Source organism: Streptomyces sp. NPDC005483 (assembly GCF_040606035.1).
Lineage (GTDB): Bacteria > Actinomycetota > Actinomycetes > Streptomycetales > Streptomycetaceae > Streptomyces.
In genome coordinates this window covers 25,661-40,598 of the sequence record NZ_JBEXEA010000054.1, presented here as the reverse complement: position 1 = coordinate 40,598, position 14,938 = coordinate 25,661, and the positions used below count along the sequence as shown (strand labels likewise).

Annotated in this window: 14 protein-coding genes and 1 pseudogene; 8 read left to right on the top strand and 7 right to left on the bottom strand. The window is 70.2% G+C overall.

Annotated features, from left to right (window positions below; all coding sequences use genetic code 11):
- Window positions 1-341 (bottom strand): annotated as a pseudogene (locus ABZT06_RS46340) (hypothetical protein); the annotation flags it as partial.
- 2,645 nt (window positions 342-2,986) lie between these two features.
- Between ABZT06_RS46340 and ABZT06_RS46335 the strand changes: the two are divergent.
- The 3 genes from ABZT06_RS46335 to ABZT06_RS46325 all read left to right on the top strand — a co-directional run bounded on the left by ABZT06_RS46335 (window position 2,987) and on the right by ABZT06_RS46325 (window position 5,574).
- Window positions 2,987-3,505: a SigE family RNA polymerase sigma factor gene (locus tag ABZT06_RS46335; RefSeq protein ID WP_355755016.1), complete on the top strand. Its 519-nt coding sequence runs from the start codon at window positions 2,987-2,989 to the stop codon at window positions 3,503-3,505.
- Between the two features lie 33 nt (window positions 3,506-3,538).
- Complete coding sequence (locus ABZT06_RS46330; protein WP_355755013.1) at window positions 3,539-3,982, top strand: hypothetical protein; 444 nt, start codon at window positions 3,539-3,541, stop codon at window positions 3,980-3,982.
- A gap of 560 nt (window positions 3,983-4,542) precedes the next feature.
- A complete protein-coding gene (locus ABZT06_RS46325) occupies window positions 4,543-5,574 on the top strand; it encodes an RICIN domain-containing protein (RefSeq protein WP_355755011.1) in 1,032 nt (343 codons plus the stop codon).
- A gap of 90 nt (window positions 5,575-5,664) precedes the next feature.
- Here ABZT06_RS46325 and ABZT06_RS46320 read toward each other — a convergent pair whose 3' ends face one another.
- On the bottom strand, window positions 5,665-6,420 hold the full coding sequence (locus ABZT06_RS46320) for a TetR/AcrR family transcriptional regulator (RefSeq protein WP_355755008.1): 756 nt from the start codon (window positions 6,418-6,420) through the stop codon (window positions 5,665-5,667).
- A 91-nt stretch (window positions 6,421-6,511) separates the two neighbouring features.
- Between ABZT06_RS46320 and ABZT06_RS46315 the strand changes: the two genes are divergently transcribed.
- Window positions 6,512-8,098 (top strand): GMC family oxidoreductase N-terminal domain-containing protein, encoded by a 1,587-nt coding sequence (locus ABZT06_RS46315; protein WP_355755006.1) that lies wholly within the window; start codon window positions 6,512-6,514, stop codon window positions 8,096-8,098.
- Between the two features lie 52 nt (window positions 8,099-8,150).
- Here the strand turns inward: ABZT06_RS46315 and ABZT06_RS46310 are convergent, their stop codons facing one another.
- The 3 genes from ABZT06_RS46310 to ABZT06_RS46300 all read right to left on the bottom strand — a co-directional run bounded on the left by ABZT06_RS46310 (window position 8,151) and on the right by ABZT06_RS46300 (window position 10,490).
- Complete coding sequence (locus ABZT06_RS46310; RefSeq protein WP_355755003.1) at window positions 8,151-8,849, bottom strand: TetR/AcrR family transcriptional regulator; 699 nt, start codon at window positions 8,847-8,849, stop codon at window positions 8,151-8,153.
- A gap of 103 nt (window positions 8,850-8,952) precedes the next feature.
- Window positions 8,953-9,771 (bottom strand): oxidoreductase, encoded by an 819-nt coding sequence (locus ABZT06_RS46305; RefSeq protein WP_355755000.1) that lies wholly within the window; start codon window positions 9,769-9,771, stop codon window positions 8,953-8,955.
- Window positions 9,772-9,932: 161 nt separating this feature from the next.
- Complete coding sequence (locus ABZT06_RS46300; protein WP_355754998.1) at window positions 9,933-10,490, bottom strand: ABATE domain-containing protein; 558 nt, start codon at window positions 10,488-10,490, stop codon at window positions 9,933-9,935.
- Window positions 10,491-10,612: 122 nt separating this feature from the next.
- Here ABZT06_RS46300 and ABZT06_RS46295 point away from each other — a divergent pair, with 122 nt between their 5' ends.
- Entirely contained in the window at window positions 10,613-11,038 is a 426-nt protein-coding gene (locus ABZT06_RS46295; protein WP_355754996.1) for a hypothetical protein, read from the top strand.
- Window positions 11,039-11,119: 81 nt separating this feature from the next.
- Here ABZT06_RS46295 and ABZT06_RS46290 read toward each other — a convergent pair whose 3' ends face one another.
- Window positions 11,120-12,040, bottom strand: coding sequence for an alpha/beta hydrolase (locus ABZT06_RS46290; protein ID WP_355754994.1), 921 nt, complete (start codon window positions 12,038-12,040; stop codon window positions 11,120-11,122).
- 176 nt (window positions 12,041-12,216) lie between these two features.
- Between ABZT06_RS46290 and ABZT06_RS46285 the strand changes: the two genes are divergently transcribed.
- Together ABZT06_RS46285 and ABZT06_RS46280 are read left to right on the top strand one after the other, a co-directional pair.
- Complete coding sequence (locus ABZT06_RS46285) at window positions 12,217-13,074, top strand: helix-turn-helix transcriptional regulator (RefSeq protein ID WP_355754992.1); 858 nt, start codon at window positions 12,217-12,219, stop codon at window positions 13,072-13,074.
- Window positions 13,075-13,078: 4 nt separating this feature from the next.
- On the top strand, window positions 13,079-13,450 hold the full coding sequence (locus tag ABZT06_RS46280; RefSeq protein ID WP_355754989.1) for a DUF2255 family protein: 372 nt from the start codon (window positions 13,079-13,081) through the stop codon (window positions 13,448-13,450).
- Window positions 13,451-13,842: 392 nt separating this feature from the next.
- Here ABZT06_RS46280 and ABZT06_RS46275 read toward each other — a convergent pair whose 3' ends face one another.
- Complete coding sequence (locus tag ABZT06_RS46275) at window positions 13,843-13,989, bottom strand: hypothetical protein (protein ID WP_355754987.1); 147 nt, start codon at window positions 13,987-13,989, stop codon at window positions 13,843-13,845.
- Between the two features lie 343 nt (window positions 13,990-14,332).
- Here ABZT06_RS46275 and ABZT06_RS46270 point away from each other — a divergent pair, with 343 nt between their 5' ends.
- Window positions 14,333-14,806, top strand: coding sequence for an SsgA family sporulation/cell division regulator (locus ABZT06_RS46270; protein ID WP_355754985.1), 474 nt, complete (start codon window positions 14,333-14,335; stop codon window positions 14,804-14,806).
- Window positions 14,807-14,938 lie beyond the last annotated feature (132 nt).

The window sequence follows — 14,938 nt, the reverse complement described above, 5'->3', positions numbered from 1 at the left end:
TAGCCGTCCCACGCGAACCAGCCCAGGCCCTCCACATGCCGGAACTGGTCACGGTACAGCCGCACGAAGAGCCGGGCATTGCCCCGATCGGACAGCGAGGGCGGCAGCGGAGCGGCGGATTCCGCCAGGCCAAAGGTACTACCGGCAAGAACAGGACCGGCAGCATGAGGATCTGGGCCAGTTGCGGCGGACACCAGAGGCGTGGCCAGACCAGTCAGACACGCTTGAGCGGGCAGCCGGAACGGCTCCTGGACTGACTCTTCGACAAAGTGCAGATCGAGCATCTGCTGAGCGGCAACCCGCGGATCAAAGCGCGGCGAATCTTGGGCGCTGCTGCTCATGGACGTCCTTTGAGGTGCAGAAGGCGGACGGACCCTACGGCAAGGGCGTCATCAACGGTCTTTTCATTGCGCACTGGTTGCCAGGGGCGAGCGTGGTTGGCGACTCGAACGACCCGGTCACGAATCGCGGCGTAGTCGAGATGTCGTCCCGCAGCGGCCGGTCCACCAGCCGCGGACGCGGCACGGTCGAGCTTCTCCGAGAAAGCGGTCCCTACCGATGCCGAAGCACACTCCGCGACGAGTGCGATCGACGGGTTGGTGAGGCGATCAGCGTCGGCCTCCCGCCTACGTCCCTGTCGTGACGACGTACTCCCCCTGCGGGGAAACGACCCGACGGGAACTTGGATGACAGGGCGGCCTTCCGGACCAGCGGGGGGCGCCGGCGGGGCACTTGTCTCCGGGCACTTGGCTGCCTCGACCCGGTGCCCTGTGCGACGGAGCTCATCCGGCCGCCACGAGGGCGTTTCAGCTGGGTGTCGAGCGCTTCCCGCCGCCCGATGGACGTCGACCTGCAAGGCGAGGGCGATGGGACGGGCAGACCCCTTTGAACACCTGTAACGCGCAGACAGGTGTGGCTTGCGGCACCAAGCACGTCGGCCACCTGGCGGGGTACGTACTCGCAACGTATCTCGGCCTTCAACGGGAGCGCACTCTCCGCGGTAGGCCGACAGCAGCCCTGACGTATCGAAGCCTGAGGTAAGTACTCCTGAGCGCGGAGTTTCAGCCCACCAGCCCTCGATGAGAGCGTACTCGGTCGTGGCAGCTCGGAAACCGTGGCAAGGGGCGCCCCGCCTGGTGGCACTGTCACGGCTCTCACCTTCGCGCGGCACGGGAATCGTCCTTGTCACTCTGTTCGCCTGCACACATCACACACCGGCACGAGCGTCGTCCACATCAGGGACCGAAGGGACTCGATGCGAAATGAGTGCAGAGCGCACCTTCGGAAAAAGAAGCCTGTCCGACCCGTGTGCCGTTTCTATCAGGTCGGTGGGTCCCTTGGGTCCCTCACACGTGATGTGTCTCAGCCTAGGGGCTGCAGAGGACCGGACAGAACAGGGCGGCGGACGGAAGGGGGGCACCCCAGGGGACCAAGGAGTTCCGGGCAGTGCCCCAGCGCCTCGCGGCGGCCGGCGAAGGAGGCACAGTCCGCGGGCAATTGGGACGGGCTGCCAGTCCACAGTGAACACGGGCCTTGACCCTGCGCGATGTCGGCGGTCTCTCGCTGGAACAGGTGTTGTGGGGCGGCGCGCAGTTCCGGACCCGGCTCGACTCCGAGGTCCTCGGCCAGCCGCCGACGTATGGTCTTGCATTGCTCAAGGTCTTCGGTCAGGGCCGGAGCCGCCGTGAGTACGGTGTCAGCCGTCCCCGCCATGAAGTTCTCTGCGGCCCGGCCGGTGAGGCCGCCGCTGAGCGCACACCGCGCTCTTGCCCCAGATCCCGGCACAGCAGCAGGTTGGAGGCTGAGGCATCGGTCAGGAGCCGGTACCCGTCGGCGGCACGCACCAGGTGCTCGGCGTGAGCCCTGCCGCGCAGCTGGGACTCAAGCGCTCCGCGGAGCGCGCCGATGTGCCGGCGCACCCCGCTGAAGGCGCTGTCCGGCGGTCCCTTGTTCCAGAGAACGTCCGCCGCCTCGCTCAGGGTTGGCGGGCCCGGAACGCGCAGGGCGAACAGGGCGAGCCGTTTCGGGGGCCGAGGTCGATCTCAGCGGCATCACGAGTCACCCGCGCGGGACCGCGGATCGAATGGGGCACCGTCGCGTCCATCCCTGGCAGACCTCAACATTCTCACTCCTGCGGTCGATCATTTGTCGCTTCGGGCCGCCAGTCCGGCCCATGGGGTCTGCCGCGAGTCCGAGCCCTGGGCGGTGCGGACCGCACGAGCGGTGCGGACATGCCGCGGCCTCCGCCATCACGCTCGTTGCAGGAGCTCTCGACTCACGTGCGCCGATGGCCGAGTTCCCGGCCCGGGGTGCCAGACGATGAGGCCTGGAAACGTACGGGGAACCACATAACCGGACCAAAAGGTCCGTTTCTGGGTAACCGTACTACGTGCCCGCCGGACAGCCACCAGCAGGCTGCGGTGACCCCTGCCTGCGGTGACCGCAATCGCCACGGGAGCCCCATTCGTCCAGCGTCTTCGTCGCGCCAGGTACGGCCGACACACGTCACCCTTCGAGTGAACCTTTCGCCACTCACACTCGTTTCCTGAGTACGAGGTTCCGCCGTTCAGACACGCGCACGGCGGACCTGGACAGCTGGCAGGAGCTCAGTCCCCTCGTATAACTGTCAGCCGTCCCATGAGTCGGCGGCCCCGTTCTGCCTTCGGGGTCGCCGACTTGCACCCTCTGTGAACCCGGGGAGGGCTCTGGCCCGTTCTCGAAGTGACCGGGTCCTCGCAGACGGATCGTTCGAGGCCGGCCGTCGGACCGTGTCATCCCCCGAGGACCTGCTCCGGCACGGCCCGCTTCCTTACTCTGCGAAAAAGGAAGCGGGCCGTATCCGTGTCGATCACTCGTTTTGACAACCAGGTATGACGTTCACTTGCTGTGTGTTTCCCGCTTGCTGATGAGGCTCCTCGGGGTGGGAACCCGAGCATCACCCTCTCGGTCTTGCCGTGTGACACGACACCGCTGGAAACGGGAGCGAATGAGAACGGCTGGGGAACAGGGGCCGGCCTTCGAGGAGCTCGTGGCGGCACGACGACCCCGGCTTCTCCGGATGGCATGGCTGCTCACTGGTGACTCCCACCTCGCCGAGGACCTCCTCCAGACGGTCCTCACGAAAGTGTGGCCCCAGTGGCAACGGATAGCCCGGCAGAATCCGGAGGCATACGTGCGCAAAGCCCTGGTCAACACCCACGCGTCCTGGTGGCAAAGACGTTGGCGTGGTGAGATCCCGCACGAGCACGAATGGCTCCCCGAAGTAACCGATACCCGAGACCCTTTCGCCTCGGTGGACCTGGAGCGGTCCCTGTCGGTCGTGGTCCGTCGGCTACCGCCCCGCCAGCGCGCGGTGCTGGTCCTGCGCTATTTTGAAGAGCTGAGCGTGCAGGAGACCGCGCGCATCATGGGCTGTCGACCAGGGACCGTGAAGAGCCAGGCCGCCAAGGCTCTGACGGCATTACGCGGGGAGCTCGCGACGGTGCCTGGCGACTGGGATGTCTGACAACCAAGTGGTGTAGGGACCAGCCAGGAACGCGTGCAAACCGGCCACGGCCGAAGCGTACTCGGGGTGGTTCACCTGGAAGGCGAGGGTCGTCCAACGGCGGAAGTCCTGGTGGTGGGCCTCGGGAATGCCGAGCAGTTCGGCGATCACCCTGACCGGCAGCGGCGCGGTGAACGCCTCCACCAGGTCGAGCTCACCGGACGGCGGCAGGGCTTGGAGGAGTTCCTCCGCGATCTCGGTGATGCGCGGCTCCAGTTCGGCGGACCGTTCGGGGAGAAGGCGCCGGAGACCAGCCTCCGCAACCGGGTGTGTTCGGGCGGGTCCGCCTCCAGCATCTGGCCGCCGAACCCGGTGCCGCGCTTTGTGCCCCAGAAAGCCCGCCGCCTCCAGCATCCCCGCGGCCGGCCGGGGGTCCTTGAGCAGCGCCGGGTGGGTCAGTGCCTCGCGGGCGAGATCGTGGTCGACGACGATCCGTGATACCGGGGAAGAACTGGGCCTGGTGCAGAGGGCCCTTGGCGCGCAGGGGTGCATACCGCCGGTGTGCGTCTGCCTTGAACTCCGCGTCCATGACGATCAGTTCATCCCGGTCGCCGGCCACCCCGGGCTGCTGGTTCGTGTCCATCCGCGTCCGTGTTCTCTCGATCCGTACGATGCCGCCGTTCCGACGGCGGTCACCGTGCAGACGAGGCGGGCCCGCCGACGGTTTCATTCGCCCATCGGCTCCGGGCGGGACCTCCACCTGGGGTAAACATGTGTGTCGCGGGGCGGTCGCTCCGCCACACACCTGACGGGTAGTAGGGTGCCCGCCGATCTTCCTCGCACGTGTTTCCACACTCGGGCCTGGCGGTCCCACGAACCGGCAGTACCACGCGGCAGCAGACCGACGTGCCCACCTTGCTGTGATACCACGAGCACGGACGGCCGCCGGGCCCCGCCGGAACGGCAACGAGTCACACCCTCAGGGCTTTGCCCGACGGGTCGCCGGCCGCTCCTCCACCACACCTCTGCCGCGATTCCGACTCCGCTGAAAGGAACCCATGAAGCCTCCACACACGCCCCGTTCGCCGGGAGACCTCCCCAGGCGGGTCCCGGGCAGCGCGCGGCCCGTCGGTTCCGGGACCGCCCGGGCCGGCGATGGGGAGCAGGCTCCGCCCGAGGAACCCGGCCGTGCGTCAGGAGCGGGCGGGGCAGGCGCCGCCCTGCCCCGGCTCGCCCAGATCTCCTCCCTCGGTTCACGGGGCAACACCGGCCGCGATGTCGAAGCACCGACGAGCGGCGCCGCTCCGGACACACCTGCCCGCGTCTTCGTACGCACCGGTGGCAGGCCACGCTCCGAGGGATTCCGGGGCGCGCTCGGCGTCGTCAGCATCGTCGGTCTGCTCGCGGTGGGCGGCGTCCTGGTGACTCTGGGGCTGATCGGCGGTCACGACGAAGGACGCGAGAGGACGACGGCGACCATGGACTCCGGTGGCTACGGCGCCGACGTGGCCGCCGGTTTCGGGGGTGTGCCGGTGCCCTCGGCGAGCGCGTCGGGTACGGCGGTTGGCAAGCGGCCCGACGGTTCGGCGGGGCCGACGTCCGCCTCGCCCACAAGCAGTGCGTCGCCCGGGGACTCCCCCGCGGGGCGGCGGACCACGGCCCCGGCGAAAGGGGGCGCGGGGGTCGGACAGACCGCCCCGGCCGCAGTGCCGGGTGTGAGCGTGTTCAGCCACGCCTCGCAGTGCTGCATCGACGTCGTGGGCGGCAAGGCCGTGGCGGGCGCGGGGCTGATGATCTGGGACTGCTCGGGGTCCGCCTCGCAGCACTGGACGTTCACGGGCGGGGCCATACGGGCGCTCGGCATGTGCGTGCAACTGGTGGATGGCTCGACGGCTGACGGCACCGATCTGGAACTGGCCGCCTGCGACGGCGGTGCGGCGCAGCGGTCCCTGCTCAACTCCAGCCACGACCTGGTCCACACTCCGACCGGCAAGTGCACGGACGTACGCGACAACCAGACGGCGAACGGCAGTCGACTCCAACTGTGGTCCTGCTCCGGCGGGGACAACCAGAAGTGGTCGACGTCCTGAGCGGAGGCGGGAGTTGGGGCGAGGTGACGGCCGTCTTGACGCCGTCCGGCTGTGACCCGGCCTGCCCCTTCACGTCCCCGAAGGGAAACGTCAGCCGTCCGCGTTCCCGTCCTCGTCCTCCGCGTCAGCCAGCCGGTCGAGCCACTCCCTGAGCAGGGTGCGCTCGCCGGGGCTGAGCGCCGCGGTGTCGCCGCGGTCGAGGGCGGCTCGCAGGGCGATGGCGCGGCCGGCGACGGGAGCGCCGCGGTCGGCGTCGTCGCCCTCCTGCGGCGGGAGGGTGATGGTGCTGATCACCATCTCGCGGGCGGTGTGCGAGGTCCGCAGATCCCGGACATCCTCCGGCAGGCTCATCAGCGTGATGACCGTGCCCACCCCGGCGCCGTGCATGACCTCGGTCGCGCGCTCGACGTTCATCCGCAGCCGCCCGGCAGCCGCGACCTGGGTGATCATGTGCCGCAGGCCGTCGATGGCCCGCAACCCGGCCTGCGACAGGTGGCCGGAGCGGACCCGGCCGTAGACGAGCCCGTAGTACGCGGGGTGTTCGAGGCCGAAGCGGATGTGCTCGTCCCACGCGTCGCGCAGCACCTGGACCGGGTCGTCTCCGGTGAGCAGCTCGGCCTTGGCCTCCAGGTAGCGCTTGAAGCCGTACTCCGCGACCTCTTCGAGGAGGCCGTCCTTGTCGCCGAAGAGCCGGAAGATCGACGGCGTGGGCACCCCGGCGGCAGCGGCGACGGCGCGGGTCGACACCGCTTCCAGGCCCTTCTCCTCCAGCAGTCCCGCGGCGGCCAGGACGATCCTCCGCCGCAGCGTCGGGGCCGGCTGTTCCGTGTGCGTCTCCGTGGCCATGAATCGAAGATATCAGTCTTACGAATCATTGATACGGACACCGATATCATCCGGAGCGAATCACTGGTTCACCGCTGAGGAGTGCTCCGTCATGTCCCGTCCGCAGTACGCGAGTTCGACGTCGTCCACCAGCCCGGAGCCGACCGACGGCCAGGTCTACGACGTGATCGTCGTCGGCGGTGGTTCGGCGGGCTGTGTCCTCGCCGCGCGCCTCACGGAGGACCCCGACCTCCGCGTCCTGCTCCTGGAGGCCGGCCCCGGCACGGCCGGGATGCCGGAGTTCACGGCGCATCCGCCGGCCTGGCCCGCCCTGGGCGAGACAGCGGCCAACTGGGGCGACACGACGGTCCCCCAGCACTCCCGGTCCACCGACACGGCGTTCGGCCCCCGCATAGCGCTGCCGCGCGGAAAGGGCCTGGGCGGCTCATCGGCCATCAACGCCATGGTGTTCGCCCGCGGCCACCACACCGGTTACGACGACTGGAGCGACCACGGCGCCAAGGGCTGGAGCTTCGACGACCTCCTCCCCTGGTTCCAGCGCACCGAGACCACCCGTGCCGGTGCCCCCGGCCGCGGCACCTCGGGCCCGCTGACCGTCGCGCCCGCGACCGAGCCCAACGAGGTGCTGCTTGCCTGTCTGGACGCGGCGATCGAGACCGGGCAGCGCCGGGCCCACGACATCAGCGGCGGCCTGGAGGAGGGCTTCGCCCCCGTCGACCTCAACATCGTCGACGGGCACCGCCAGAGCGCCGCCGACGCCTACCTCACCCCGGCCCTGAACCGCCCCAACCTCACCGTGATCACCGGGGCGACGGCCCATCGGCTGCTCTTCGACGGCTACCGCTGCACCGGGGTCGAGTACGGCGTCGACGGCCGGGTGTCCACCCTGCGGGCCGCGCGCGAGGTCGTGCTGACGGCCGGCACCGTCGGCTCGGCGCAGCTCCTGCTGCGCTCCGGAGTGGGCCCCGCGTGGGAGCTGCGCAAGGCCGGGGTGGAGGTCTTCCACGCGCTGCCCGGCGTGGGCCGCAACCTGCACGACCACCCACTGGTGAACCTCGTCCACCGCGCCGCACGCAGGGTGCCCACGGCCCGCGCCAACCACGGCGAGATCATCGGGCTGCTGCGCAGCGCGCCCGGACTCTACGGCCCCGACCTGCAGATCATCTTCGTCGACGTCCCGTTCCCGAACCCGGTCGCCCCAGTGGAGAACGGCTTCACCATCGGCGTCTCCCCCATGCGGCCCTTCAGCCGCGGCACCCTGCGGATCACCTCGTCCGACCCCTACGCGCCGCCGGTGCTCGACCCGGGCTACTTCACCGACGAGCGTGATGTGCGTGCCGTCCTGTCCGGCATCGAGCAGGCCCGCGCGATCGCCCGCGCCTCGGCGCTGGCCCCCTGGGCAGCCGAGGAGGTGGCCCCGGGACCGGACGTCACGGACGCGGAGTCGCTCGCCGCGTACGCCCGTACCGCCTTCCAGTCGTACTGCCACCCCGTGGGCACCTGCGCCATGGGCGAGGACGAGGTGTCCGTGGTGGACTCCTCGCTGCGGGTGCACGGGCTGGAGGGGCTGCGGGTGGCCGACGGCTCCGTCATCCCGGCCATCCCGTCGAACAACACCAACGCGACCGTCTACGCCCTCGCGGAGCGCGCCGCCGAGCTGGTGCGCGAGTCGCTCTGACACCTGTTTCGAGCACGGGGTACCCCGGGCGGGCGATAGCGACGAGCGGGCGTCAGCGAAGAGCGAGCAGTCCGGTCGCGGCGACGTGCACCATGCGTCCGAGCCGGGCGGCGAAGTCGACCTTCGTGGCGGCGAGTTCGGGGTCCCGCTGGGCCTCGCTCACGGCGGGCGAGGGATGGGCGAACGGCCAGAGTCCGGCCGTGCACACGACGGTCAGGGAGACCAGCTCGCGGGCCGCGGCGGGGGTCAGCGCTGTGATGCGGCCGCGCAGCAGCTCGGCCAGCTCGGCAAGGAGCCGGACGTTGACGAGCTTGAACTCGCGGACCGACTCCGCGGAGATGTTCCGTTCCAGCTCGGTTCCCAGGGCGCTCAGCAGGTCGCACAGCAGCGACCTGCGGGCCAGGGACCGGGCCAGGGCGAGGGCCACGGCTTCGGTCTCGACCCCGGGCTCGGTCTCCGGCGGGTCGGTTCCCTCCGGCCGGGCGGGCGGGAGTTCGGCGGGCAGCTCCTCGATCCACTGTGCCAGGGACCGGTTGAGGAGTTCGAAGAAGACCGCTTCCCGGGTCTCGAAGTACCGCACGACGTTGGTCTTGGACAGTCCCACCCGGCGGCTCAGCTCCCGCAGGCTGATCTCGGCGACCGGCAGCTCGGTCAGCAACTGTGTCGCCGCGTCGAGGATGGCCTGCCTGCGGATCTCGCGCTGTTCGGCGCTGCGCGCACGCTGGAACTGCGTGGGCCGTTCGTCAGTCATCGTCGCTTCCCCGGAAGTCCTTCTCGCGGCCCGCACCCGGCGCCGCCTGCGGCAACCCTAAGCCCCGGACCCGTGTGCCGGGTCCGGGGCCGCGGGGCGCGTGTCAAGCGGCCTCGCTCACCGTGCGCCACCGGGCGTCCTCGGCGGCGAGCCGGTCGGCCATGTCCTGTGCCACGGCGACGGCGTCCTTGCCGAGCAGCAGCCGCAGCGGCGGTTCCTCGGCCTCCACCACGTCCAGCAGGATGCGGGAGATGCGGTCCGGGTGGCCGGGCTGCTTGCCGTCCGCGTCGCGGATGGCCGCGATGGCGCCGCCCACGACCTCCTCGTACGGAGCGCTGACCGGCGGGGTGGCCATGGAGGATCCGGCCCAGTCCGTGCGCATGCCGCCCGGCTCGGCGACGGTGACCTTGATGCCGAGGGGGGCCACTTCCTTGGCCAGGACCTCGGAGAAGCCGCCGACCGCCCACTTCGCCGCCTGGTAGGCACCGAGGCCCGGGACGCCGACCCGGCCGCCGACGGAAGAGATCTGGATGATGTGCCCGGCGCCCTGCTCGCGCAGCACGGGCAGGGCCGCCCGGGACACGTTCACCACGCCGAAGAGGTTGGCCTCGATCTGGTCGCGGAAAGCCTGCTCGGACATGTCCTCGATGGCGGCCATGTCGGCGCAGCCGGCGTTGTTCACGATGACGTCGAGCCGTCCGAACGCCTCGACGGCGGCCTGTACGGCGCTCCGGGCGGCGGCGGGGTCGGTGACGTCCAGGGGCACCAGGCGGACCCGATCGCCGTACTTGTCGGTGAGGTCCTGCAGGGTCTCGGTGCGCCGGGCGGTGGCCACCAGGCTGTGTCCGGCCTCCAGGACGGCCTCGGCGAGGGCGCGGCCCAGTCCGCGGGAGCTTCCGGTGATCAGCCAGGTCTTGTTCATGGGGTTGCCTCTGTCTCTCTTCGCGGTGGCGAGCGCATGTGCACACGTGGGGTCCGACCAGGGCATCCACTTTTAAGAGCCCACTGGAATCTTATGACTCGACCATAAGAGTCCACTGGCCTCTTGTCGACTCCGGAGGGCTTGCCGTGAGGAGGGTCACGTCACGACGGGGCTCCGGTCACCTCCCGGCGACGGGCGCGCAGGGCCGCCGACTTGACGCGGTTCCCACAGCTCCGCATCGCGCACCACTCCCGTCGGCGGCCGCGGGAGCGATCGAGGTAGATGTGTGTGCAGTCGGGGCGACCGCACTCACGCAGCAGGTCCGCCTCGGCGCCGGCGACGATCTCGACCGCCCCCCGGGCGAGTTCGGCGAGGGCTTGGGCAGTACTGCCGGAACGTCTGCTGCCCGACGAGCCCAGGCGCAGCACCACCGGCACGCCGGCGGCACGCCGGTTCACCGCGGTGACCGCCGCGACGGGCAGCGGGCGGGCGGTGAGCCGGGCCCTGACCAGTACGTAGATCGCCTCGCGCAGCTCCCGCGCCGCACACAGGTCCGCCCGGTCGGATCCGGGTCGCTCGTCGAGCAGTCCGGCCTCGACGAACCACGAGTCGAGCAGGCCCGGTGTGCCGATCCGCTCGATCGGCACCGCCGTCCGCCGCTCCTGCAGTGTGCCCACGAAGTCGAGCGCGGGCGTCCCGCACGGAAACACATGCCTCACGTGAACCTCCTGCCGGATGAATGGACACCCCTCCAGAGTAACCACCTTGACAGGTGACGTCACCGCATGGGAATCTCTCGTCACCAGTCAGAACGGTTACTTCTTCTCGGTGAGGACATCCCATGGCAGTCGTACGCTTCCACCTCGTCTCCCAGCTCGGCCCCAAGGACGTGCTGGGGGTACTCACCGACTTCGGACCCTCCCGTGCCCAGGTCTGGCCCACGATCGACGCCGAGCACTTCGAGGTCCACGACGTCGGTGACACGTGGGCCGAGGTCACCGAGGGCACCGCGGCCGCCTGGGAGCGGACGCGCTACGACTGGGAGCCCGCCGGTGACACGGTCACCATCACCACGCTGGACTCCAAGCTCTTCGGCGCGGGCGGCGGCTGGGTGTTCAGGATGACCCCCGAGGGCGACGGCACCAGGGTCGACGTCGAGCTGACGCGGGAGCCGAGCACGGTCAAGGGCAAGATGCTCGCCTCGCTCCTGCCGCTGGCCTCCGGGTCGCTGCGCAAGTCCCTCGCGGGGCCGCTCCAGGCGAAGTGAGCCGTCCACACATGCGGGAGGGGCCGACAGCACACGCTGTCGGCCCCTCCCGCATATGTTCCCGTCCGTGCCCTCAGCGGGTCACTTGTCGAGGTGGGCGGTGAAGTAGTCGGTGAGCTTGTCGACGGCCTGGTCGATGTACTCGCGCTTGTCGTAGAGGTCGACGTGGCTGGCGCCGGGGATGCGGTGGAGTTCCTTGGGGCCGGTGGCGGCCTGGTGGGCCTCGGTCGCCATCCAGGCGGTCACGGCGCGTTCGCCGATGATCTGCAGGATGGGGCGGGGGCCGATGAGGGGCACGGAGCGGAAGACGTCGCTGGAAGCCATCTTGTCGATGCTGTCCCAGGTGAGGAACTTCGCGGAGCGCTCGTGGTAGCCGCGGGCGCCGCAGTAGTACTCCCAGCCCTCGATGCCGTGCTCGCCGCCCAGCGCGCCGGCCTCCTCGGCCGTGTCGGGGAACATCGTCAGCACGCCCGGGTCCTCGCCACGGGCCGCGCGGGTGCGGGCCTGGGCGGCAGCGTCCAGGAGGGCCTGGAAGACGGCCGGATCCTGGGAGCCGTCGGCGCCGAAGCGGAACTGACGGGCGGGCTCGGCGGTGCTCACGGTCGCGACGGCCTTGACGCGGTGGTCGCCGCCCGTGGCGGCCAGCGAGTAGCCGCCGGAGGCGCAGATGCCCAGCAGACCGATGCGCTCGGGATCCACCTCCTCGCGGGTCGTGAGGTAGGAGACGGCGGCCTTGAAGTCCTCGACGCGCTGGGCGGGATCCTCCAGGCCCCGGGGCAGGCCCCCCGACTCGCCCTGGTGGGCGGCGTCGAAGGCGAGGGTGACGAAGCCGCGCTCGGCCATCAGCGCCGCGTAGGTACCGGAGGTCTGTTCCTTCACCCCGGTCCCGGGGTGGCCGACCACCAGCGCGGGACGGGGGCCGGTGGCCGGGGAGTCGGGGAGGTAGAGATGGGCGGCGATGTCGATGCCGGCGCTGTCGAAGCTGACGCGGGTGAAGGACATGAGAACACTCCTGAAAGACGTGAGGGACGAAGTCCGGAAGCACCCGGTCTCCGCCGGGCACACATCCACCATCCGCCGTCCGTCCCGTCCGCGGGAGAGGCAGGTTTCTGCCTGGGAAGGATCCTGCCCCCTCACACCTGTGTCGCACCGGGTACGGCCGCATGACACTGGAGAGCATGAAACCCACACCCGAATCCCACCTCGGTGCCTTTCTGCGGGCCCGCCGGGCACAACTGGACCCCGAGGAGTGCGGCCTGCCCGCAACGGGCTCCGCCCGCCGGGTCACCGGCCTGCGCCGCGAAGAAGTCGCCGCACTCGCCGCCATCAGCGTCGACTACTACACCCGCCTCGAACAGGGCCGCGTCCGCGCCTCCACCCCCGTCCTGACCACCCTCGCCCAAGCCCTCCACCTCGACGACGACCAACAGCACTACCTCTACCAACTCGCCGGACGCACCGACGACCGACCCCGCCGCCGCAGACAACCCCAACGCCTACGACCCGCCATGCGCCGCCTCCTCGACCAACTCACCCACACCCCCGCCCTCGTCCTCGGCAAACGCCTCGACATCCTCGCCTGGAACCCCACCGCCACCGCCCTCTACACCGACTTCGCCGCCGTACCGGCCCACCAGCGCAACTACCTGCGCCTCCTGTTCACCGACCCCGCGATCCGAGGGCTGCACAAGGAGTGGGCCCACGATGCCCGGGACGCGGTGGCCGCCCTGCGGATGGAGGCCGGTGCCGATTCCGACGACCCGGAGCTCGCCCGCCTGGTCGGCGACCTGACCATCCAGGACGCCGACTTCCGCACCTGGTGGGCCCAGCAGCGCGTCAACAGCGCGACGTACGGCACCAAGCACTACCGCCACCCCCTGGTCGGCGACCTCACCCTCGACTGCGACACCTGGTCCGGAGGCGACGGCTCAGGGCAACGCCTGATGGTCCTCACCGCCGAACCCGGCAGCCCCTCCCACGACGCCCTGCGCATCCTCACCTCCTGGACCGCGAGGCAGACGGAACCGAGGACCTGAACCGATGACCACCTGGACCCCGGAGGACCGGACCCTCCTCTCCGAGACCTACTCCCTCGTCCTGGCAGCCGGGGACACGGGTCACCCGGGCGTGGAGATCGGCATGGTCGTCGTCGACGGCGCACTGTACGTCCGCGCCTACCGGGGAGTGGACTCCCGCTGGTACCGGGCGGCCCGGGAGCACGGCTACGGGACGATCCGAGTGGGCGCCGTCCGCCGTGACGTCCTGCTCACGACCGGCGGTATCGAACCGTCCGAGGGGCTCGACGCCGCCTTTCGCGCCAAGTACGGCCCGGTCGCCGAGGCCCTCGTCGCGAGCCCGGAGGCCAGGGCCGCAACCATCCGCATCGACCCGGCGTCCGTTCCGGCCTCCTGAGCCGCCCGCCGCGCGCCGGAGCCTCAGGCGCCTTCGGTGCGCAGCACTGGTTCGTCGTCGTACACCTTGGTCAACTCGACGTCTCGGACGGTGGCGATGCGTCCGAACGACCGGTAGTAGCCAGGCCACTTGCAGCACCTCGACCAGTTCGCGGTCGCTGAGGACGTGGCACGCCTCGGCGAACACTTCGTTGGAGAGGTTCCTGGCGAACTCGACGAACGGCTTCACGGTGCCTGCCGACAGGCACATCATCTTGACCCTCGGGTCGGGCGGCAGCAGGCCGAGGAACGCGGCGACGTCGTCCGAGAAGGAGGGGCCCGGGTCGTGCATGCGGGGCACTGGGATTCTCCGTTCGTGGGTGGGGTGGGGGTGCGCCCGTGTCGGGGGGCGGCTCACGCGCTCGGAAGGGCCGCCCTCCGTCGCTGCGGCGGGTGCAGTCCGGGGCGCAGGAAGCCGTCGAGGACCTGGTCCAGCTCCAACGTGGGGTCGGGTTCGAAGACCAGGGCACGCAGGGCGTCGGAGATACGGAGGTGACTCATCGGGGGTGTTCTCGGAGCGGAGGAACGGAACACGTAACGGACTCACGGATCCGTTTGCTGTACGACCTCATGGGCCGTGGATCCGGACGGTGTGCCACCTCTGACGCACACCCCCGTCCGCAGCCGCTCGCCCCGACCGCAGGCGCCGGTTCTCGTTGCCGGGAGCGATGACTTACGTCACCGCGGCCCCCTGAGCGGTCCTCCGCAGCAGTTCAGTGGCCGCCGCGGTCCCACCGCGTCCTCACCGGCGAGAAACGCCGACCGTCAACTGACCGATGTGCGGGTGCCGTTCCCGGCGAAGAGTGGGACACACAGACTTCGTCCCACGGAGGGAACTCCCGTCATGCACCGCGATCAGTCATCCCTGAAGACGCCTTCGGCGGCCCGGCAGCCCGTGCCCCCGCTGTTCCTGGACCTCAATCAGATGCTCGACGAGTTCACCCCGCTGCCGATACGTGCGGAGTTCCACTTCGACGCGGACATGCCCGCGGTGATCACGGTGGAGTTCCTGGCGGAGCGCGGGCCGAGCCTCGTCTGGCATCTCGGCCGCGAGCTCCTGCACCGCGGTCTGACGGCGATGAGCGGCCGCGGCGACGTACGGATGTGGCCCGCGCTGCCCCGGGAGCGGCCCTCTTCCTGGCTGCTCCTCGAATCGCAGGAGGTGGAGGCGCTGTTCGAGATCCCCGCGGTGCCGCTGACGCAGTGGCTGGACGCGACGTACCGGATCGTTCCAGCCGAGACGGAGATGGCCGATCTGAACTGGGACGGCTTTCTCAGGCAGCTTCTCGACGGGCCGGCGGCACCCACCGCCGAATGACCGAAGCCCCGCTCGATGACCGCGGCCGGACGAGCCAGGGATGACTTGCCTCCTCTCGCGTCACCTGCCAGAGTGGTGACGTATAGGGTTGCCGCCCGGTCGTCGTCGCCCCCTGCCACACGTATGCCGTCC